Source organism: Microbacterium sp. MMO-10 (assembly GCF_037148715.1).
Lineage (GTDB): Bacteria > Actinomycetota > Actinomycetes > Actinomycetales > Microbacteriaceae > Microbacterium.
Genome location: NZ_JBBCSV010000001.1, coordinates 213,496 through 230,669, shown reverse-complemented (window position 1 = coordinate 230,669; position 17,174 = coordinate 213,496). Strand labels below are relative to the sequence as shown.

Annotated in this window: 21 protein-coding genes; 14 read left to right on the top strand and 7 right to left on the bottom strand. The window is 71.8% G+C overall.

What is annotated here, in order from left to right; translation table 11 throughout:
* Nucleotides 1-16: 16 nt before the first annotated feature.
* Together WFJ17_RS00985 and WFJ17_RS00980 are read left to right on the top strand one after the other, a co-directional pair.
* Nucleotides 17-1,798 (top strand): glycoside hydrolase family 3 protein, encoded by a 1,782-nt coding sequence (locus WFJ17_RS00985; RefSeq protein WP_336647416.1) that lies wholly within the window; start codon nucleotides 17-19, stop codon nucleotides 1,796-1,798.
* 305 nt (nucleotides 1,799-2,103) lie between these two features.
* On the top strand, nucleotides 2,104-4,173 hold the full coding sequence (locus WFJ17_RS00980; protein WP_336647415.1) for an MMPL family transporter: 2,070 nt from the start codon (nucleotides 2,104-2,106) through the stop codon (nucleotides 4,171-4,173).
* 169 nt (nucleotides 4,174-4,342) lie between these two features.
* On the opposite strand, the gene WFJ17_RS00975 is transcribed toward WFJ17_RS00980, so the two are convergent.
* On the bottom strand, nucleotides 4,343-5,131 hold the full coding sequence (locus WFJ17_RS00975) for a helix-turn-helix transcriptional regulator (protein ID WP_336647414.1): 789 nt from the start codon (nucleotides 5,129-5,131) through the stop codon (nucleotides 4,343-4,345).
* 140 nt (nucleotides 5,132-5,271) lie between these two features.
* Between WFJ17_RS00975 and WFJ17_RS00970 the strand changes: the two genes are divergently transcribed.
* A complete protein-coding gene (locus tag WFJ17_RS00970; protein WP_251442690.1) occupies nucleotides 5,272-6,066 on the top strand; it encodes a class I SAM-dependent methyltransferase in 795 nt (264 codons plus the stop codon).
* A 72-nt stretch (nucleotides 6,067-6,138) separates the two neighbouring features.
* Here the strand turns inward: WFJ17_RS00970 and WFJ17_RS00965 are convergent, their stop codons facing one another.
* The gene (locus WFJ17_RS00965) at nucleotides 6,139-7,029 is read right to left on the bottom strand and encodes a helix-turn-helix transcriptional regulator (RefSeq protein ID WP_336647413.1); all 891 of its coding nucleotides are present in this window, start codon (nucleotides 7,027-7,029) and stop codon (nucleotides 6,139-6,141) included.
* A 102-nt stretch (nucleotides 7,030-7,131) separates the two neighbouring features.
* Between WFJ17_RS00965 and WFJ17_RS00960 the strand changes: the two genes are divergently transcribed.
* From WFJ17_RS00960 to WFJ17_RS00945, 4 genes are read left to right on the top strand one after another with little or no spacing between them, the layout of a single operon-like run.
* Nucleotides 7,132-8,406, top strand: coding sequence for a multidrug effflux MFS transporter (locus WFJ17_RS00960; protein ID WP_336647412.1), 1,275 nt, complete (start codon nucleotides 7,132-7,134; stop codon nucleotides 8,404-8,406).
* A gap of 12 nt (nucleotides 8,407-8,418) precedes the next feature.
* Nucleotides 8,419-9,447: a zinc-dependent alcohol dehydrogenase family protein gene (locus WFJ17_RS00955; RefSeq protein WP_336647411.1), complete on the top strand. Its 1,029-nt coding sequence runs from the start codon at nucleotides 8,419-8,421 to the stop codon at nucleotides 9,445-9,447.
* Nucleotides 9,448-9,484: 37 nt separating this feature from the next.
* A complete protein-coding gene (locus WFJ17_RS00950) occupies nucleotides 9,485-9,895 on the top strand; it encodes a (R)-mandelonitrile lyase (protein ID WP_336647410.1) in 411 nt (136 codons plus the stop codon).
* Nucleotides 9,892-10,227, top strand: coding sequence for a carboxymuconolactone decarboxylase family protein (locus tag WFJ17_RS00945; RefSeq protein ID WP_251442675.1), 336 nt, complete (start codon nucleotides 9,892-9,894; stop codon nucleotides 10,225-10,227). The genes WFJ17_RS00950 and WFJ17_RS00945 overlap by 4 nt, the downstream gene beginning before the upstream one ends.
* 99 nt (nucleotides 10,228-10,326) lie before the next feature.
* Here the strand turns inward: WFJ17_RS00945 and WFJ17_RS00940 are convergent, their stop codons facing one another.
* The 3 genes from WFJ17_RS00940 to WFJ17_RS00930 form a co-directional block, all read right to left on the bottom strand.
* Nucleotides 10,327-11,052 carry an aminoglycoside 3'-phosphotransferase gene (locus WFJ17_RS00940; protein WP_336647409.1) on the bottom strand — a complete coding sequence of 242 codons (726 nt, stop codon included), beginning with the start codon at nucleotides 11,050-11,052 and terminating at the stop codon, nucleotides 10,327-10,329.
* A gap of 118 nt (nucleotides 11,053-11,170) precedes the next feature.
* Nucleotides 11,171-11,335 (bottom strand): hypothetical protein, encoded by a 165-nt coding sequence (locus WFJ17_RS00935; RefSeq protein ID WP_251442670.1) that lies wholly within the window; start codon nucleotides 11,333-11,335, stop codon nucleotides 11,171-11,173.
* A gap of 109 nt (nucleotides 11,336-11,444) precedes the next feature.
* Nucleotides 11,445-11,699, bottom strand: coding sequence for a hypothetical protein (locus tag WFJ17_RS00930; RefSeq protein WP_251442667.1), 255 nt, complete (start codon nucleotides 11,697-11,699; stop codon nucleotides 11,445-11,447).
* 192 nt (nucleotides 11,700-11,891) lie between these two features.
* Here WFJ17_RS00930 and WFJ17_RS00925 point away from each other — a divergent pair, with 192 nt between their 5' ends.
* Nucleotides 11,892-12,776: an SDR family oxidoreductase gene (locus tag WFJ17_RS00925; protein WP_251442664.1), complete on the top strand. Its 885-nt coding sequence runs from the start codon at nucleotides 11,892-11,894 to the stop codon at nucleotides 12,774-12,776.
* Between the two features lie 40 nt (nucleotides 12,777-12,816).
* Nucleotides 12,817-13,347: an FHA domain-containing protein gene (locus WFJ17_RS00920; RefSeq protein ID WP_336647408.1), complete on the top strand. Its 531-nt coding sequence runs from the start codon at nucleotides 12,817-12,819 to the stop codon at nucleotides 13,345-13,347.
* Here the strand turns inward: WFJ17_RS00920 and WFJ17_RS00915 are convergent.
* A complete protein-coding gene (locus tag WFJ17_RS00915; RefSeq protein WP_251442658.1) occupies nucleotides 13,344-13,562 on the bottom strand; it encodes a hypothetical protein in 219 nt (72 codons plus the stop codon). The genes WFJ17_RS00920 and WFJ17_RS00915 overlap by 4 nt on opposite strands.
* Before the next feature lie 10 nt (nucleotides 13,563-13,572).
* Nucleotides 13,573-13,917 carry a DUF7882 family protein gene (locus WFJ17_RS00910; RefSeq protein ID WP_251442655.1) on the bottom strand — a complete coding sequence of 115 codons (345 nt, stop codon included), beginning with the start codon at nucleotides 13,915-13,917 and terminating at the stop codon, nucleotides 13,573-13,575.
* A gap of 165 nt (nucleotides 13,918-14,082) precedes the next feature.
* Between WFJ17_RS00910 and WFJ17_RS00905 the strand changes: the two genes are divergently transcribed.
* From WFJ17_RS00905 to WFJ17_RS00885, 5 genes are all read left to right on the top strand, one after another.
* Nucleotides 14,083-14,418 (top strand): DUF7882 family protein, encoded by a 336-nt coding sequence (locus WFJ17_RS00905; RefSeq protein ID WP_251442652.1) that lies wholly within the window; start codon nucleotides 14,083-14,085, stop codon nucleotides 14,416-14,418.
* Between the two features lie 158 nt (nucleotides 14,419-14,576).
* Complete coding sequence (locus tag WFJ17_RS00900; RefSeq protein WP_251442650.1) at nucleotides 14,577-14,837, top strand: DUF7218 family protein; 261 nt, start codon at nucleotides 14,577-14,579, stop codon at nucleotides 14,835-14,837.
* 84 nt (nucleotides 14,838-14,921) lie between these two features.
* Nucleotides 14,922-15,113 (top strand): hypothetical protein, encoded by a 192-nt coding sequence (locus WFJ17_RS00895; protein WP_336647407.1) that lies wholly within the window; start codon nucleotides 14,922-14,924, stop codon nucleotides 15,111-15,113.
* A gap of 144 nt (nucleotides 15,114-15,257) precedes the next feature.
* Nucleotides 15,258-16,019: an SDR family NAD(P)-dependent oxidoreductase gene (locus WFJ17_RS00890; RefSeq protein WP_251442646.1), complete on the top strand. Its 762-nt coding sequence runs from the start codon at nucleotides 15,258-15,260 to the stop codon at nucleotides 16,017-16,019.
* A gap of 121 nt (nucleotides 16,020-16,140) precedes the next feature.
* Entirely contained in the window at nucleotides 16,141-16,983 is an 843-nt protein-coding gene (locus tag WFJ17_RS00885) for an SDR family oxidoreductase (protein ID WP_251442644.1), read from the top strand.
* Nucleotides 16,984-17,174: the final 191 nt, after the last annotated feature.

The following is a 17,174-nucleotide window of genomic DNA, read 5'->3' as shown; positions in this document are numbered from 1 at the left end:
TGAGGAGAACATCGATATGACGGACACCGTGAACGAGGCCCCGCTGCCGTACCGCGACGCCTCCCTGCCGATCGACGAGCGCGTCGAGGACCTGCTCGGCCGGATGGAGCTCGCCGACAAGGTCGGGATGCTGTTCCACACCATGGCGGCCTATGCCGATCTCGACGAGGGCAACCCGACCTTCGGCCTCCCCTCGATCTCGTCCATGGTGCGCAAGCGCCGGATGAGCCACTTCAACCTGCTCGGCGCCGCGCCCGGCGGCCGCGAGTTCGCCGCCTGGCACAACGCGCTGCAGCGGATGGCGCTGGACACGCCGCTGGGGATCCCGATCACTCTCTCCACGGATCCGCGGCACTCGTTCAGCGACAACCCGCTCACCTCGCTCATGGCGGGCCCGTTCTCGCAGTGGCCGGAGACGCTCGGCTTCGCGGCCCTGGCGTCCCCGGAGCGCCTCGAGCGCTTCGCCGACATCGCGCGGCAGGAGTACCTCGCGGTGGGTCTGCGCGTCGCACTGCACCCGCAGATCGACCTCGCGACCGAGCCGCGCTGGTCTCGGATCGCGGGCACGTTCGGCGAGGACGCGGATCTCACCTCGCGCCTCGTGGTGGGCTACATCCGCGGCTTCCAGGGCTCCGAGCTCGGGCCCGACTCGGTCGCGACCATGGTCAAGCACTTCCCGGGCGGCGGCCCGCAGCTCGACGGCGAGGACCCGCACTTCGAGTGGGGCAAGGAGCAGGTCTACCCGGGCGGCCAGCAGGAGTACCACCTGCGCCCGTTCATCGCCGCGATCGGCGCCGGGGCGACCCAGATGATGCCGTACTACGGCCAGCCGGTCGGCACCGACTGGGAGGAGGTCGGCTTCGGCTTCAACAAGGGGGTGCTCACGGATCTGCTGCGCGACCGCCTCGGGTTCGACGGGATCGTCTGCACCGACTGGGGCCTGCTCACCGACGTCGTCGTGTTCGGCGCCGACATGCCGGCCCGGGCCTGGGGCGCCGAGGACCTCACCCGTCCGCAGCGCATCGTCAAGGCGCTCGACGCGGGCGTCGACCAGTTCGGCGGCGAGCTCTGCACCGATGAGCTGCGCGGACTCGTCGAGCGCGGCGAGGTCTCCGAGGCGCGCCTGGACGTGTCGGTGCGGCGGCTGCTGCGGGAGAAGTTCCGGCTGGGCCTCTTCGAGAACCCGTTCGTCGACGAGGAGGCGGCGGAGTCGCTCGTCGGCCGTGCCGACTTCGTCGCCGAGGGCCTGGACGCGCAGAGCGACTCGCTCACGCTGCTGACCAACGGCGCGGTCGACGGCGGATCCCCGATGCTGCCGCTCGCGCGCGGCGTGAAGGTCTATGCCGAGGGGGTGGCCGCCGACGCGCTCGCCGCCTACGCGACCGTCGTCGAGAGCCCGGAGGACGCCGATGTCGCGATCCTGCGCATCAAGGCGCCGTTCGAGGACCGCGACCGCGGCGGCTTCAGCGACCTGTTCCACTCCGGATCCCTGGAGTTCCCGGCCGAGGAGCACGCGCGCCTGACGGCGATCGCCGAGACAGTTCCCACGGTGATCGACATCTACCTCGACCGGCCCGCCGTGCTCGGCGGACTCGAGGACGCGGCCCGTGCGGTGCTGGCCGACTACGGCGCCTCGGATGCGGCCGTGCTGCGGGTGCTGTTCGGCGAGCGCGGACCCCAGGGCTCGCTGCCGTTCGACCTGCCCCGCTCCGACGCGGCCGTCGTCGCGAGCCGGTCGGACGTCGCGTTCGACACCGAGAACCCGACCTTCCGGTTCGGGCACGGCCTGCGGTACTGACGCCCTCATTCCCCGGGCGCCCCGAGATCTCGGGGCGCCCGGCACCACGAGCGCGGCGCGGCGCCGCCAGCGCGGCGCCTCCGGCGCGGTGCCCCGCCTCTGGTGCGGCACCGCCAGCGCGGTGCGGCTGGCGTGGTGCGGTGACCGCGAGCGCGGTGCGGTGACCGCGAGACCGAACCCTCGTCCCGAGACCGCCGTTTTCTTCATCGGTCTCGGGACGCGGGTTCGGTCTCGTCCCTTCGATCGATCTTTCCTTCCACCTTGTGCACGATGGCGGACGGCGCGCGCGCCGGTGGACTGGATGCATGGCAGATTCCGTCGCGCGCTCGCGCCTCTCCGATGCCCTGACCTCGCGCCGCGGCGCGTGGATCTCGCTCGGGCTCGTCCTCGTCCTCATGGTGCTGCTGTTCGGCGCCTTCGGCTCGGCCAAGGCGCCGGGCGGTAACGCGCAGGCTCCGGCCGGTGCGGAGTCGACCCGCGTCTCCGAGCTGCTCAAGACCTTCCCGGACGCCGACCGGCAGTCGGTGCTCGTCGTGGCCTCGCGGGGCGACGGCGGAGCGCTGTCCGAGGCGGACCTGGCGGGGCTGAAGGAGCTGGTGCCGGTGCTGGGCGACCGCGCGGCGGCGGATCCGTCGGGTCCCGTGGTCAGCGAGGACCGGAAGGCTGCGGTGATCATCACCCCGATCACGGCAACGGACGTCAACGCCGAGAACGCGAAGGCGATCGCCGCGCTGCGCTCCGACGTCGCCGCGCACGCCCCCCGCGGTCTCGTACTGCAGGTCACCGGCGGTCCGGCGTTCGGCGCCGACGTCGCCTCGTCCTTCGAGGGCGCCGACTTCACCCTGCTGATCGTCACGATCCTCATCGTCGCGATCCTGCTCATCGTGACCTACCGCTCGCCGATCCTCTGGCTGGTCCCGCTCGCGGTCGTCGCCCTGGCGGACGGACTCGCGGGCCGGATCACCGCGGCGGCCGGATCCGCCTGGGGTCTGCAGTTCGATGCCGGCATCATCAGCGTGCTGGTGTTCGGAGCCGGGACGAACTACGCGCTGCTCCTGATCTCGCGCTACCGCGAAGAGCTGCAGACGACCGCGGATCATCGCGCGGCGCTGAGCACGGCCTGGCGGCAGACCGCGCCCGCGATCATCGCATCCAACGTGACGGTGGTGCTGGCCCTCCTCACGCTCGTGCTGGCCGTCATCCCGGGCACGCACGGCCTCGGCGTCTCCTCGGCGATCGGGCTGCTGATCGCGCTCGGATCCGTGCTCTTCCTGCTCCCGCCGCTGCTCGCCGTGTGCGGGCGGGCCGTGTTCTGGCCCCTGGTGCCGCGTCCCGGCGACGAGCGCCGGCAGGGACGGATCTGGCGCGGGATCGCCGGGGGCGTCGTGCGGCGCCCGGTCGTGGCGCTGCTCGCGGGCGGCGCGCTGCTCGCCGTGATGGCGGCGGGCCTGTTCGGCACCTCCGTCGGGCTCGATCAGGGGGAGAAGTTCCGGGTGCCGTCGGAGTCGGCGGCGGGGCTCGAGGTGTTCTCGGCGCATTTCCCCGCGGGTGAGGCGCAGCCGATCCTCATCGTCGCCGACACCGCGCAGGCGCAGGACGTCGTCACCGCGGCGAAGGACGTCGAGGGGGTCGTGCGCGTGCAGCCGATCGGCACCACCGCCGACGGCGACCTCACGAAGATCATGGTGACGAGCGAGTACGCGCCGAGCACCGGGAGGAGCCTGAGCCAGATCACCGCCCTGCGCGACGCGGTGCACGCCGTCCCCGACGCTCAGGCGCTCGTCGGCGGAGCGGTCGCGACCGACCTCGACGCCCGTACCGGGAACCAGCAGGATCTGCTGCTCATCGCGCCCCTCGTGCTGCTGGTCAGCTTCCTCGTGCTGCTCGTGCTGCTGCGCTCGATCGTCGCCCCGGTTCTGCTGCTCGTCGTGAACCTCGCCAGCGCGCTCGCCGCGATCGGCGCCGGAGCCTGGCTGAGCCGGGTGCTGTTCGGCCAGCATGCGCTCGACCTGCAGGTGCCCCTGCTCGCCTTCCTCTTCCTCGTCGCCCTGGGCATCGACTACACGATCTTCCTCGTGCACCGCGCCCGGGCCGAGGCGGTCGACCGCGGCACGCGGCAGGGCATGGTCGAGGCGATCGCGCACACCGGCGGAGTGATCACGAGCGCGGGCGTCGTCCTGGCGGCGGTGTTCGCCGCCCTCGGGGTGCTGCCGCTCGTGACCCTCGGCCAGCTCGGCCTCATCGTCGGCGTCGGCGTGATCGTGGACACGCTCGTGGTGCGCACCGTGATCGTGCCCGCGATCTTCGCCCTCGTCGGTGACCGGATCTGGTGGCCCGGCCGGCTGCGACGCCGCGCGCGACGCCGTCGTCGGTGACCGGATCCGGTGGCTCGGCCGGCGGCGATGCCCTCGTCGGTGACCGCGAGACCGAACTCTCGTCACGAGACCGCGGTTCTCTTCGTCGGTCTCGTGACGCAGGTTCGGTCTCGCGGGTGCGCGGGCGCGCCCGGGCGGCGGGGCGACGCCGGGCGAGGGAGAGGCGGCGTCAGGCGGTGGGGAGCCAGAGCGTCATCCGCACGCCGTCCTCGGGCAGGTGCAGCACCTCGTAGCGGCGCGCGGTGACGGTGCCGTCCGCGGAGCGGACGTGAGTGATGTCGCCGCGCCGGCGCTGCACGAGGTGGCCGTTCCACCAGGTGCGGAACAGCGGGCTCTGCGCGCTCAGCTCCTCGACCAGGGCCACGAGCTCCGGATCCTGCAGGTCGTCGACGTTCGCTGCGCGCAGGTGCGCGACGGCTCCGCGGGCCAGTTCCTCCCACTCCACGAACGTCTCGCGGGCCCGGGCGTCGAGCAGCAGGGAGCGGCAGGTGTTGCGCTGATCCGGCGGGAGATCGGCGAGCCCCTCGTGCAGCGCGAGCCCCTCGGGGTTGGCGGCGACGACCGTGCTGAGCCGATCCAGCACGTAGGCCGGATTGGGGCGCACCGTCTCGACCAGCGTCGTCATGCGGGCCACGAGCGCCGGGTCCACGACGGGCGCGCCCACGGGTTCGGAGCGGGCGGTGCCGGGGTGCGCGTCGCGCAGGCGGCGCAGGTGGTCGGCGGCGTCCGGATCGAGCCGCAGCGCACGGGCGAGCGCGTCGAGCACGGCGTCGCTGGGGTGGGTCTCGCGGCCCTGCTCGAGCCGTGTGTAGTAGTCGGCGCTGATGCCGGCCGCGGTCGCGACCTCCTCGCGGCGCAGACCGGTGGTGCGACGGCGGCCGCCGGTCCGCGGCGCCTCCGTCTGCAGGCGCGCATCGGTGCGCCGGGCGCGGAGGAAGTCTCCGAGTGCGTTCGACATCCGCGGCCTCCGGGAGTTCGGGAAGAGAGGATCCGCGTCGCGCGGGAGGGTGCGGCGCTCCTAGGAAGACTACGGTCTTCCCCGCGGCGCACCGAACCGGAACGCTGGGGATCGAGAACACCCGAAGCGGAGGAGACCCGATGCCCGCCTACACCCATGGACACCACGATTCGGTGCTGCGATCGCACCGCTGGCGCACCGCGCAGAACTCGGCCGCGCACCTGCTGCCGCACCTGCGTCCGACGGACCGCCTGCTCGACGTGGGCGCGGGGCCCGGCACGATCACCGCGGATCTCGCGGGACTCGTCGCCGAGGTCGTGGCCACGGAGATCGGCGAGGCGGAGCTGGGGCTCAGCCGCACCACCGCGGCGGAGCGCGCAGTGACGAACATCGAGTTCCGGGTCGCCGACGTGCATGCCCTGGACTTCCCGGACGACAGCTTCGACGTCACGCACGCGCACCAGGTGCTGCAGCACGTCGCGGATCCGGTGCAGGCGCTGCGCGAGCTGGCCAGGGTGACCAAGCCGGGCGGGATCGTCGCCGTGCGCGACAGCGACTACGGCGGCTTCCGCTGGTGGCCGGTCATCCCGGCACTGGACACGTGGCTCGATCTCTACCGCACCGCGGCCCACGCGAACGGAGGGGAGCCGGACGCCGGCCGGGTGCTGCTGTCATGGGCGCATGCGGCAGGGCTCACCGACGTCGTTGCCACCTCGAGCACTTGGTGCTACGCGAACACGGAGGACCGCGCGTGGTGGGGTGGCATGTGGGCGGATCGGATCCTCGACTCCGCGATCGCTCGCCAGCTCCTGGACGCGGGCGAGGCGACCCCCGAAGACCTGCAGCGCGTCAGCGACGGCTGGCGCGAGTGGGCCGCGAGCGACGACGGCTGGCTCTCCGTGCTCCACGGCGAGATCCTCTGCCGCGTCGGCTGAGCCCCTTCCGGCGGCGCTCGCGGCAACGGCTCGGCCCGGTCGGTCCGCTGCCGCGGCGACCGGTCGGCGCGGTCAGTCCGCTGCTGCGGCGGCCGAACGATCGGGCTCCTGCGTGGCCGCCCAGGACGCGAGCAGCGCGAGCCCCTCGGCCGACGGCGAACCGGGCTCGGCCGTGTACACGAGGAGCACGTTGCCCGGCTCCGCGGTGATCGTGAGCTCTTCGTAGGCGAGGGTCAGATCCCCCACGACGGGGTGGCGGAAATGCTTGGTGCCGGCCCCGTGGCGGCGCACGTCATGCTCGGCCCAGAGCCGGCGGAACACCTCGCTGCGCGTGGACAACTCGCCCACCAGCTCCTGCAGCGCCGTGTCGTGCGGATCCCGCCCCGCCTCCGCCCGCATCACGCCCACGCACATGTGCGCGAACAGATCCCACTCGGGATAGAAGTCTCGGGCGGCCGGATCCAGGAACTGGAAGCGGGCGAGGTTCGGCGTGCGCCCGCCGTCGCCGATCACGGGGGAGTAGAACGCCCGCCCCAGGGCGTTGGTGGCGAGCAGGTTCTGCCGCGGGTCGCGGACGAACGCGACCCCGTCGGTGATCGAGGACAGCGCCCACTGCAGGCTCGGGCGCAGCGGTGCCGGGCGTCCGCTTCCGCGGCGTCGGGCGCGGCCGCTGGTGGGGATGCCGTCGGCGGCACGGGCGAGGTCGAGCAGATGGGCGCGCTCGGCGTCGTCGAGCTGCAGAGCTTCGGCGAGCGCGTCGAGCACCGCCGACGAGGCCCCGGCGATCGCGCCGCGTTCGAGCTTCGCGTAGTACTCCACGCTGACCCCGGCGATCGCCGCCACCTCGCTGCGGCGCAGACCCTCGACGCGGCGGTTCGCTACCGCGGGCAGTCCGGCGGCCTCGGGGGAGACGCGAGCGCGACGGGTCATGAGGAACTCGCGCACCTCGGCTCTGTTGTCCATGCACAGCAGAGTAGGCCGATCCCGCCACGGGAGGGATGCCCTGCCAGTACCCCCTTCAACAGGGACTCCCACGGGCGGGGGATCGGGCGGAGAGTGGTCCTCATGGACCGCACCGACCTCCGATCCGCCGCACGGCCCGCCTCCTCGAGGCTGCTGCCGGCACTGCTGCTCCTGCTCACCGTGTTCGGCCCGATCTCGATGGACCTCTATCTGCCGGCGCTCCCCGCCCTCACGCGTGAGCTCGGTGCGGCGACCTCGATCGCCCAGCTGACCGTGACCGCGTGCCTCGTCGGGCTCGCGCTCGGCCAGCTCGGTGCAGGGCCCCTGTCCGATCGCTTCGGACGACGGGGGATCCTGCTGATCGGGGTCGCGGCCTACATCGGCACCTCCCTGATCTGCGCGGCCGCGCCCTCGGTCGGCCTGCTGATCGCGGCCCGTTTCGTTCAGGGCCTGGCCGGCGGCGTCGGGATCGTGATCGCGCAGGCCGCGGGCCGTGACGTGTACGCCGGCGGAGCGCTCATCCGCTTCTACGGCCGGCTCACCGTGGTGGGCGGATTCGCCGCGATCGTCGGGCCCCTCCTCGGCGGCGTGCTGAGCAGCGTCGTCGACTGGCGCGGGCTGTTCCTCTTCCTCGCTGTGATCGGATCCGCGATCCTCGTGATCACCCTGTTCGCGTTCGGCGAGACCCTGCCCGCGGCGCAGCGCACGACCGGCGGCTGGGTGCGTACCCTGCGGGACTTCCGCACGCTGCTGGCGGACCGGGTCTTCCTCGGCGCGGTGCTGAGCCAGGGCTTCCTGTACGCGGCGGTGTTCGCCTATCTCGCCGGCGCGACCTACGTGCTCCAGGACATCTACGGTCTGTCGCCGCAGGGCTATGCGCTCGCGTTCGGAGCCAACTCGGCCGGGTTCATGCTCTTCGGCTACATCGCCGGCCGGGCCGCCGAGCGGTGGAGCGTCCGCGGCACGCTCACCGCGGGGATCGCGATCACGGGCCTGGGTGCGCTCGGACTGCTCGTCGCGGGAATCCTCCCGATGCCGCTCTGGGTCGTGCTCGTCTCGCTCTTCGCCCTCGCGAGCGGCGCCGCGACCGCCTCTCCGCCGGCCACGACGCTCGCCCTCGTCGAGTATCCGCAGATCGCGGGCACGGCGTCGTCGCTGCTCGGGATGGTCCGCTACGGGTTCGGCGGCATCGCCGCTCCCCTCGTGGGGGTCGCGGGGGCCGCCAGCATCCTCCCGCTCGGACTGGTCACCGTGTCTGCGACGGTCCTCGCCGCCGTCTCGTTCGCGGTGCTCGCCCGTCCCCGCCGGGGCGGGGCCACCGAAGCCGGATCCGGCGGCCCGTCCGCCGCCACCGCACCCGTCATCACCGCACACTGAGGAGAGAGCACCATGCGTGGAGTCGTCATGCACGCCCCGGGCGATGTCCGGACCGAAGAGCTCGACATGCCCGTCATCGTCGCGCCGACCGACGCGATCATCCGCGTCACCGCCACCTGCATCTGCCGATCCGACCTGTGGCCCTACCGCGGCGCCGAGGCGATCCGCGCCGGAGGGCAGCGGATGGGCCACGAGTACATCGGGGTCGTGGAGAGCGTCGGCGGGGAGGTGACCCGGATCCGGCCCGGCGACCACGTCGTCGGATCCTTCGTCGCCAGCGACGACACCTGCGAGATCTGCGCGGCCGGCTACCCGTCCCGGTGCGTGCACCAGGTGATGATGGGCTCGATCGGCACCCAGGCGCAGTACGCGCGGATCCCGCTCGCCGACGGCACGCTCGTCGTGATGCCGGGGGAGCCGCCGGCCGACCTCGTGCCCTCGCTGCTGGCCGCGTCCGACGTGCTGGGGACCGGCTGGTTCGCCGCGGTCGCCGCCGAGGCGGGCCCCGGCAGGACCGTGGCCGTGGTCGGCGACGGCGCCGTGGGCCTCCTCGGTGCGCTCGCGGCGAAGCAGCTCGGGTCGGAGCGGATCATCGTCATGTCCCGCCACGCCGACCGGCAGGAGCTCGCCCGACGCTTCGGCGCGACAGACATCGTCGAGGAGCGCGGCGACGAGGGCGTCGCGCGGATCAGAGAGCTCACCGGGGGTCTCGGGGCGCACTCGACGATCGAGGCCGTCGGAACCCAGGAATCGATGGAGCAGGCGATCCGCGCCACGCGCGCCGGCGGGCACGTCGGTTTCGTGGGGGTCTCGCACGACGTCGCGCTGGACGGCTCCGAGCTGTTCTTCTCCAGCGTGCACCTGCACGGCGGACCTGCACCGGTGCGCAGGTTCCTTCCCGAGCTCGTCGCGCTCATCTGGGATCGCCGGATCGATCCCGGTGCCGTCTTCGACCTGACGCTCTCGATCGAGGACGCGGCGGAGGGCTACCGTGCCATGGACGAGCGCCGTGCCACCAAGGTGCTGCTCACCACGGACTGATCGGACCGCCGGGTATCCCTGAGAAGAAGGAGCATCCATGAACATCGAACCCACCGCGCCCACGGCCAAGAACCCGCCGGAGCAGTTCCACGGCGACGTCTGGCTGGACCGCATCGCCGCGCCGCATGAGGCGGATCAGCGCATGAGCGTCGCGCTCGTCCGCTTCGCGCCGGGTGCCCGCACCGCCTGGCACTCGCATGCGCGGGGACAGTATCTGCGGGTGACGAGCGGGGTCGCCCTGGTCGGAGGCCGGGACGGGACGGTCGTCCAGCTGCACCCGGGCCAGACGCTCTACACCCCGCCCGGCGAGGATCATTGGCACGGCGCCGCAGCCGACTGCTTCATGGAGCACCTCGCGATGCTCGAAGCAGGTGACGACCCCGCCACCACGACGGTGTGGAAGGAACACGTGACGGACGAGGAGTATCGCGGGGAGAGCCTCGCATGACCGGCTGGACCGGCGGCCGGCGCTCGGTGGGCGACATCGCCCCCGCGCTCGCCCACTACACGGATGCGGTGCTCTTCGACGAGGTGTGGGAGCGCGATGCCCTCGCCAAGCGAGACCGGAGCCTCGTCACGGTTTCGGCACTCGTCACGCTCGGCGCGGTCGAACAGCTGGACTTCCACCTCGCGTTCGCGCGCGACAACGGGGTCACCGAGCCCGAGCTGGTGGAGGCGATCACCCACCTCGCGTTCTACACCGGCTGGCCCCGGGCGATGGCCGCGATCGCCCGGGCACGCGCGGTGTTCGGTGCTCCGGCGGAGGAGGATCCGGCGTGAGGCGCCGATGCGGCGTCGCCTGAGCCGAGCCGGATCTGCCACCACCCGGGCGGACCGTGCCGACCCGACCCCACCCGGCGCGCGACCGAAGGGATCCCCTCAGGTCGCGTCCCAGAGGTCGCGGTAGTAGGCGAGGCGCTCGCGGTCGGGCTCCACGCCGTAAGCCTCGATGAGCAGGTCTTCGTACCCGGGGCCGTAGTTCCACTCGGTGCTCATCGACGCGACGGCGATGTCCGCCCAGCGATCCGCCGTGCCGAGCGCCGCGAGATCGACGTGCGCGATGCCCCGGCCGGTGTCATCGAGGAGCGTGTTGGGCACGCACGCGTCGCCGTGGCAGACCACGAGCCGGTCGATCGACGGCGGATCGTGCAGCCGCTCCGGCACGGCGAAACCGCGTTCCGCGGCGTTCGCGAGGCGCGCCGTCACGCCCCAGCCCCACGGGCACCGCTCCGGAGGAAGGGCGTCGTGCAGGGCGCGCAGGGCCGACCCCACCGCCCGGACGGCGATCTCGGGGCGGGCGATCCAGTGCGGGTCCACGGCGCTGCGCCCGGGGAGGGCTGCGGTGACCAGCCATTCGTGCGTGCGGTCCTCGCCCTGAGCGAGCACCCGGGGCACCGTGATCCACGTCGACGCCCAGCCCATCCGCTCCGCCTCCGCGGCCATCGATGCCTCGAGATGCCGCGGGCCCCACTTGACGAACCGGCCGTCGTCGGTGCGGAACGTGAGGCCGCCGATGCCGTTCTCCCACACGGGCGTCAGTGCAGCGCCGCGGGCCAGGGCGAGCACGCGCTCGGGGATCGGGACGTCGCCGAGGGGGATGCTCATGGATCCATCCTGCCCCGCGACGAAGCAGGGAGAGCCGGTGTCACCGGCCCTCCCCGAATCAGGTCCCTGCTCCGGATCCTCGTCGATCGGGTCGGGCAGGTGCCTCAGCGCGTGCGGCTCAGGGCGTCCGGCGACCGGTGAGCGACCGCAGCAGCCAGGCGATCACGGCGAGGACGAGCAGCACCAGTCCGACCCAGAGGAGGAAGTTCAGGGACTGCACGAGGCCACCGGTGATGGCGAGGATGATCGCGACGATGATGATGATCACGAAGAGGATGTTCATGACGGACTCCTTCCGTGCCGCGGGTGCGGCGCGGAATCACCGTAGGACGGGCGCGGGCGGGAGGACAGGGGCTTGACGGCGGGGGCTTCCCGATGGCAGGGGGCGGTCCTCACCACGCTTCATCGGCTCCGGGCCGTGCAGACTGTGCGGTGCGAACGGCCTCCAGCACGTCGGCGACGGAGGCATAGCGGGTCCTCTCCGCCACGGGCCGCAGCCACACGACGTCGACCTGATCCGCGCAGACGCGGCTCACGCAGGCGACCGTGTGCCGGGCGTCGTTGCGCTCGAAGCCGTCGTCCAGGATCAACCACTCGTCCTCCGTGAGCCGGCGCATCTCGAAGCGCGTCGGTGTCGTCATCGACATCTCACTCCCCTCGTCATGATCGAGGATGCGCGGTGGATCGGCCGGGGTCATGGCTCTTGACAGGCGGCTCGGCGGGGGCTAACCGTCGCGCGCACAACGGCGGAGAGTCGGCGGCGCCGTCGCGCGTAGGCACTGCGCCCACGAACGTCAAGCCCCTCGTGACGGCGGCGAGCCCTGTCTAGCGTGCCCGGCATGAGCTACAGCATGACCGACCCACGCACGAAGTATCGCCCGCTGCACGATCCGCCGGATCCGCACAACGACCAGCCCGGGTTGCTGCAGGAGACGGAACCCCGTCCCGATCACGGCGAGGAGAGCTATCGCGGCTCCGGCCGCCTGCCTGGCAGGCATGCGCTGATCACGGGCGGCGACTCCGGGATCGGGCGGGCGGTCGCGATCGCGTTCGCCCGCGAGGGGGCGGACGTCGCCCTCAGCTATCTGCCGGAGGAGCAGGCCGATGCGGAGGAGACCGCGGGGTGGATCCGCCAGGCGGGCAAGAGCGCGGTGCTGCTCCCGGGCGACCTCACGGACGAGCATCAGTGCGCGGAGCTGATCGCGGATGCCGCGGAGAGCCTCGACGGTCTCGACATCCTCGTCCTGAACGCCGGCTACCAGCGCAGCAGGGGCGAGATCGACGAGATCCCGCCGGAGGAGTTCGACCGGGTCATGCGCACCAATCTCTATGCGCCGTTCTGGCTCGCGCAGGAGGCGCTTCCGCATCTGCGTCCGGGATCCTCGATCATCGCGACCACCTCCATCCAGGGCTACGACCCGTCGCCGGGGCTGTTCGACTACGCGCTCACGAAGGCGGCGCTCGTCGCCTTCGTCCAGATGCTCGCCGAGCAGCAGGGCCCGCACGGCATCCGCGTCAACGGTGTCGCACCGGGCCCCATCTGGACGCCCCTGATCCCCGCGACGGGCTGGCCGGACAAGCTCCCGGTGTTCGGCGAGGACACCCCGCTCGGTCGCGCCGGACAGCCGGCGGAGCTCGCGGGAGCCTATGTCTTCCTCGCATCGGAGGACGCATCCTACGTCTCCGGCGGCATCATCCCGGTCACGGGCGGTCGCCATCTCTGAGCGATCGCATCCACCACGGAACCCAGGAAGGACCCGAGTCATGAACGAGACGGAAGCACATCCCGAGCCCACGACGCACGCGGACTGGGGCGCCGGACGACCGCGGCTGCTCGTGGCCTCGGCGGAGAGCCGGCTGGTGTTCGACATCCCGGACGACGGGGTCACGATCGGCTCGGGCCGGGATGCGGGTTTGCGCCTGCCCGACACGGAGCCGGTGCACGCGATCATCCGCCACGATTCCCGGGACGAGTACGAGCTCGACATGCGCGGGCCGGGGGAGACGAGCGCGAACATCGAGAAGTCGGCGGAGGAGGAGCGGCGGGACGTCGAGGTGCTGCGCACCGGCGCGCGCTTCACGCTCGGGCCGTGGCGGCTCGTCTTCGTGCGCGACGAGTACGCGGACCACGGCCGCCCGTTCGGCGGCCGCGAAGGCGGGGAGTTCTCCGATCAGCGCGAGCAACCGGAGCGCCCGGACTACCCGCAGCGATCCGAGGCGGCCAGAGACGCCGCCGAGCATGAGGCGGAGGCCGGACAGCGCGACGCGTCGGAGGAGCGCGATTCCGCGCGCTAGTCGACCATCTCCTGCTGGGTGCGGATGAAGGTGCGATCGCCGTCGCTCAGCCGTGCGGTCGGCTCGACCGTCCCGCCGACGATCCGCTCGATCTCCTCGCGGACGTCGTCGGGAACGAGGCCGTCCTCCTGCTCCTGGAGCTTCTGCTTGGAGCGCGCGGACAGGTGGGGCCACCACCGGTGCACCTCGGGCAGCACAGGGATCTCGGGTTCCATGATGTTCTCCTCACTCTCCCGGTTCTTCCGGGTCGTACGTCCCGCCGCTCGCCCTCAGGATGTGCTCGCGCTTGATCGCGATGCCCCCTGAGGTGTTGGCGGAGCTGGCGAGGTCCTTGATGAGCCCGGGATCCAGTTCGGGTGCCACGGGCTCGTCGAAGACGAAGCGCAGGGGGATCGCCGGATGCAGCCAGATCGTGGTCCGCCCCGTCGGCTCGCCGTTTCCGTGCTGGAAGGACAGGGTGAAGCTCTCGTTGCGGCGCAGTTTCGTGGCGATCACGATCTTGAGATGGGCGAGCACCGCGTCTTCGATGTGGATCGGCGACTCCGCCCCGCCGTAGTAGATGATTCCCATCCGGTCCTCCTCGATCTCGCTCCGTCGCATCCGCTTTCGCGCTCCGTACGAGTACCACGGCCGCATCCTCTCCGTCGAGGGGCTGCCATCGTGCTCCGGCGCGGGCGATGATGGTTCTCGGGGACGGACGATACGCGGGCAAGAGCCGAGGAGGCTGTGAACGATATGGGCAGATTCACCTATGAGGGTCAGACGCATGCGGATCTGGACGACCGTGCGCTGGCCCACGTGCAGATGGTGGTCGCCAACAAGCTCCGCCGAGGTGAGCCCTTCTATTTCACCTGGAAGGACGACCCGAGCGTCGGGCACGGGCGCACGGCGGTCTGGATCCACCCCGGCAGCACCATGGTCTTCACCTATCACGGCGGCCGTCGTCCGCCTCTCAACCGGCTCTGGGTCGAAGCGCTCAGCCAGCTGGCGAACACGCCCGCGGGGCTTCGGCTCATCCCCGAGCCGACCCAGGTCGACGAGATGCAGATCGACGACGGCGGTCGCGTCTAGCACGCGGGTGCGGGGCGCGGGCACGCGAGCGCGCGGCGCGCCGGGACGCGAATCGGGTTTTGTCAACCCCGTGGTCGAGGGCGAGGCCGATTCGTAGCGTGGCGCCCACGAGCGGCCGCATCACGAGGAGCGACCGCACCGCGACGAAGGAGGACGACATGCCCGGTCAGCCGGAGCTGAAGGATCCCGAGCTCTACGAGAAGCTGCGCGACGAGGGGAACTCGAAGCAGAAGGCCGCGCGCATCTCGAACGCGGCGGCGAAGGAGGGGCGCAGCGCGGTGGGCCGGCGTGGCGGTGAATCCGGCTCCTATGACGACTGGACCGTGGACGAGCTGCGCCATCGCGCGAAGGAGCTCGGCCTGCACGGCTACTCCGGCAAGAGGAAGCAGGAGCTCATCCATCTGCTGCGCGACCACTGATGCGTCCGGGCGCCGGCCGCGCGCGGACCATCGCAGAGGCGGAGAGCAGTCGCTCCCGCCCCGTAACAACGAAGGAGTGAGACCATGACGAACAACCCCGCGATGCCGTTGATCCCGGAGGACCCGGAGCACCCGGCGGACCCGGATAACCCGGACTCCCCGCTCGTGGAGGATCCCGACGGCGACGAGAAGCTCGACCCCGACCTCAACGAGGACCTCATCGAGAGCGCGGAGGCCGACCGGATCGCTGCGGAGCGCGATACGCAGGAGCGCTGAGCCCGCCTGACCGGAGGCGGGCGGAGAAGGGCGCGGAGCCGTAGGCTCGCTGTCGAGGGAGGTCGGCTCGGACCTCCCTCGATATGCGTGAGACGCAGACTCACGTAAACTGAGACTCAGTTGCAGGTTCGAAGGAGAACGCCCATGCAGATCGCAGGATCCGGAGCTCTCGTCACAGGTGGCGCCTCGGGGCTCGGCCTCGCCACCGCCCGCCGCCTCGCGGCCGCCGGCGCGACCGTCACGATCATCGACCTCCCCTCGTCGCAGGGCGCCGCGATCGCGGCCGAGCTGGGCGGGGTCTTCGCGCCGGCCGACGTGACCAGCGCCGAGGAGGTCGCCGCCGCCGTCGCCGCGGCCCAGGCCGCGGCTCCGCTGCGCATCGTCGTGAACTGCGCGGGCATCGCGCCGCCCGCGAAGGTGCTCGACCGCGACGGCAACCCCGCCGACCTCGCCGCGTTCGAGCGCATCATCCGGATCAACCTCGTCGGCACGTTCAACGTGATCTCGCAGGCCTCGGCCGTCATCGCGAAGAACGAGCCCGCGGACGGCGGCGATCGCGGCGTCATCGTGAACACGGCGAGCGTCGCCGCGTTCGACGGACAGATCGGCCAGCCCGCCTACTCCGCCTCGAAGGGCGGCGTGCACGCGATGACGCTGCCGATCGCCCGCGAGCTCGCCCGCTACGGCATCCGGGTGTGCACGATCGCCCCCGGCATCATGGAGACCCCGATGCTCGCGGGCCTGCCGCAGGCCGCCCAGGACTCCCTCGGCGAGCAGGTGCCGTACCCGGCCCGCCTCGGCCGCCCGGACGAGTACGCCGCGCTGGTGCAGCAGATCGTCGAGAACGGATACCTGAACGGCGAGACGATCCGTCTCGACGGCGCGATCCGGATGGCGCCGCGCTGACCGGATCCCGTCTCCTCGCTCCCGTCGCAGAAGATGTCGCTTCCCCGCGCTCAGAACGACATCTCCTGCGACCGGAACAGCACTGACAGCCCTCCAGAGACCTGAGAGACCTGAGGACCACATGACCGAGAACAAGCCCCTCGCCGGCAAGACCATCCTGATGTCCGGCGGCAGCCGCGGCATCGGCCTCGCGATCGCCCTGCGTGCGGCGGCCGACGGAGCCAACATCGCCCTGCTCGCGAAGACCGACACCCCGCATCCGAAGCTCGAGGGCACCGTGCACTCGGCGGCGGAGCAGATCCGCGCGGCGGGCGGTCAGGCGCTGCCGATCGTCGGAGACGTGCGCGACGACGAGAGCGTGATCGACGCCGTCCTGAAGACGCAGGGCGAGTTCGGGGGCATCGACATCGTCATCAACAACGCGAGCGTGATCGACCTGTCGGGATCCCTCGACCTCGCGGCCAAGAAGTACGACCTCATGCAGGACGTCAACGTGCGCGGCACGTTCATGCTGTCCCGCGCGGCGGTCCCCGTACTGAAGGACGCCCCGAACCCGCACATCCTGTCGCTGTCGCCGCCGCTGAACATCACGCCGCGGTGGCTCGGTGCGCACACGGGGTACACGCTCGCGAAGTACGGGATGACGATGGCGACCCTCGGTCTCGCGGCCGAGTTCGCGAAGGACGGCATCGCGGCCAACACGCTCTGGCCCCGCACGACCATCGCGACCGCCGCGGTGCAGTTCGCGCTCGGCGGCGACCGCATGATGAAGGTCAGCCGCACCCCCGAGGTGTATGCCGACGCCGCCTATGCGGTGCTGACGCAGCCGGCCCGTGAGTACACCGGTCAGACGCTCATCGTCGAGGACGTGCTCGAGGCGGCCGGGGTCACCGACTTCTCCGGCTACGCCGCCGTGCCCGGCACCCCCGACGACCAGCTGTTCCCGGACATCTTCCTGGACTGAGCGGCGGCGCGGGCCTTCCTGGAGCGAGCGGTTCCGGGGTTTCCCGGACCGAGCGGGCGGCCCGGGTCGGGTCTGGGCGCCCACGGCCGCGCAACTCAGGCTGGATTGTCGGATCCAGCCCGACTACGACGGGATCGGGGCCATCCTTGCCCGCCTGGCCTGAGTTGCGTCGGAGCTCGTCGAGGAGCCCT

What these genes read in the sequence shown, in the direction of transcription:
- WFJ17_RS00985 (WP_336647416.1), top strand. Translation starts at nt 17, where the DNA reads ATGACGGACACCGTGAACGAGGCCCCGCTGCCGTACCGCGACGCCTCC.
- WFJ17_RS00980 (WP_336647415.1), top strand. Translation starts at nt 2,104, where the DNA reads ATGGCAGATTCCGTCGCGCGCTCGCGCCTCTCCGATGCCCTGACCTCG.
- WFJ17_RS00975 (WP_336647414.1), bottom strand. Translation starts at nt 5,131, where the DNA reads ATGTCGAACGCACTCGGAGACTTCCTCCGCGCCCGGCGCACCGATGCG.
- WFJ17_RS00970 (WP_251442690.1), top strand. Translation starts at nt 5,272, where the DNA reads ATGCCCGCCTACACCCATGGACACCACGATTCGGTGCTGCGATCGCAC.
- WFJ17_RS00965 (WP_336647413.1), bottom strand. Translation starts at nt 7,029, where the DNA reads ATGGACAACAGAGCCGAGGTGCGCGAGTTCCTCATGACCCGTCGCGCT.
- WFJ17_RS00960 (WP_336647412.1), top strand. Translation starts at nt 7,132, where the DNA reads ATGGACCGCACCGACCTCCGATCCGCCGCACGGCCCGCCTCCTCGAGG.
- WFJ17_RS00955 (WP_336647411.1), top strand. Translation starts at nt 8,419, where the DNA reads ATGCGTGGAGTCGTCATGCACGCCCCGGGCGATGTCCGGACCGAAGAG.
- WFJ17_RS00950 (WP_336647410.1), top strand. Translation starts at nt 9,485, where the DNA reads ATGAACATCGAACCCACCGCGCCCACGGCCAAGAACCCGCCGGAGCAG.
- WFJ17_RS00945 (WP_251442675.1), top strand. Translation starts at nt 9,892, where the DNA reads ATGACCGGCTGGACCGGCGGCCGGCGCTCGGTGGGCGACATCGCCCCC.
- WFJ17_RS00940 (WP_336647409.1), bottom strand. Translation starts at nt 11,052, where the DNA reads ATGAGCATCCCCCTCGGCGACGTCCCGATCCCCGAGCGCGTGCTCGCC.
- WFJ17_RS00935 (WP_251442670.1), bottom strand. Translation starts at nt 11,335, where the DNA reads ATGAACATCCTCTTCGTGATCATCATCATCGTCGCGATCATCCTCGCC.
- WFJ17_RS00930 (WP_251442667.1), bottom strand. Translation starts at nt 11,699, where the DNA reads ATGTCGATGACGACACCGACGCGCTTCGAGATGCGCCGGCTCACGGAG.
- WFJ17_RS00925 (WP_251442664.1), top strand. Translation starts at nt 11,892, where the DNA reads ATGAGCTACAGCATGACCGACCCACGCACGAAGTATCGCCCGCTGCAC.
- WFJ17_RS00920 (WP_336647408.1), top strand. Translation starts at nt 12,817, where the DNA reads ATGAACGAGACGGAAGCACATCCCGAGCCCACGACGCACGCGGACTGG.
- WFJ17_RS00915 (WP_251442658.1), bottom strand. Translation starts at nt 13,562, where the DNA reads ATGGAACCCGAGATCCCTGTGCTGCCCGAGGTGCACCGGTGGTGGCCC.
- WFJ17_RS00910 (WP_251442655.1), bottom strand. Translation starts at nt 13,917, where the DNA reads ATGGGAATCATCTACTACGGCGGGGCGGAGTCGCCGATCCACATCGAA.
- WFJ17_RS00905 (WP_251442652.1), top strand. Translation starts at nt 14,083, where the DNA reads ATGGGCAGATTCACCTATGAGGGTCAGACGCATGCGGATCTGGACGAC.
- WFJ17_RS00900 (WP_251442650.1), top strand. Translation starts at nt 14,577, where the DNA reads ATGCCCGGTCAGCCGGAGCTGAAGGATCCCGAGCTCTACGAGAAGCTG.
- WFJ17_RS00895 (WP_336647407.1), top strand. Translation starts at nt 14,922, where the DNA reads ATGACGAACAACCCCGCGATGCCGTTGATCCCGGAGGACCCGGAGCAC.
- WFJ17_RS00890 (WP_251442646.1), top strand. Translation starts at nt 15,258, where the DNA reads ATGCAGATCGCAGGATCCGGAGCTCTCGTCACAGGTGGCGCCTCGGGG.
- WFJ17_RS00885 (WP_251442644.1), top strand. Translation starts at nt 16,141, where the DNA reads ATGACCGAGAACAAGCCCCTCGCCGGCAAGACCATCCTGATGTCCGGC.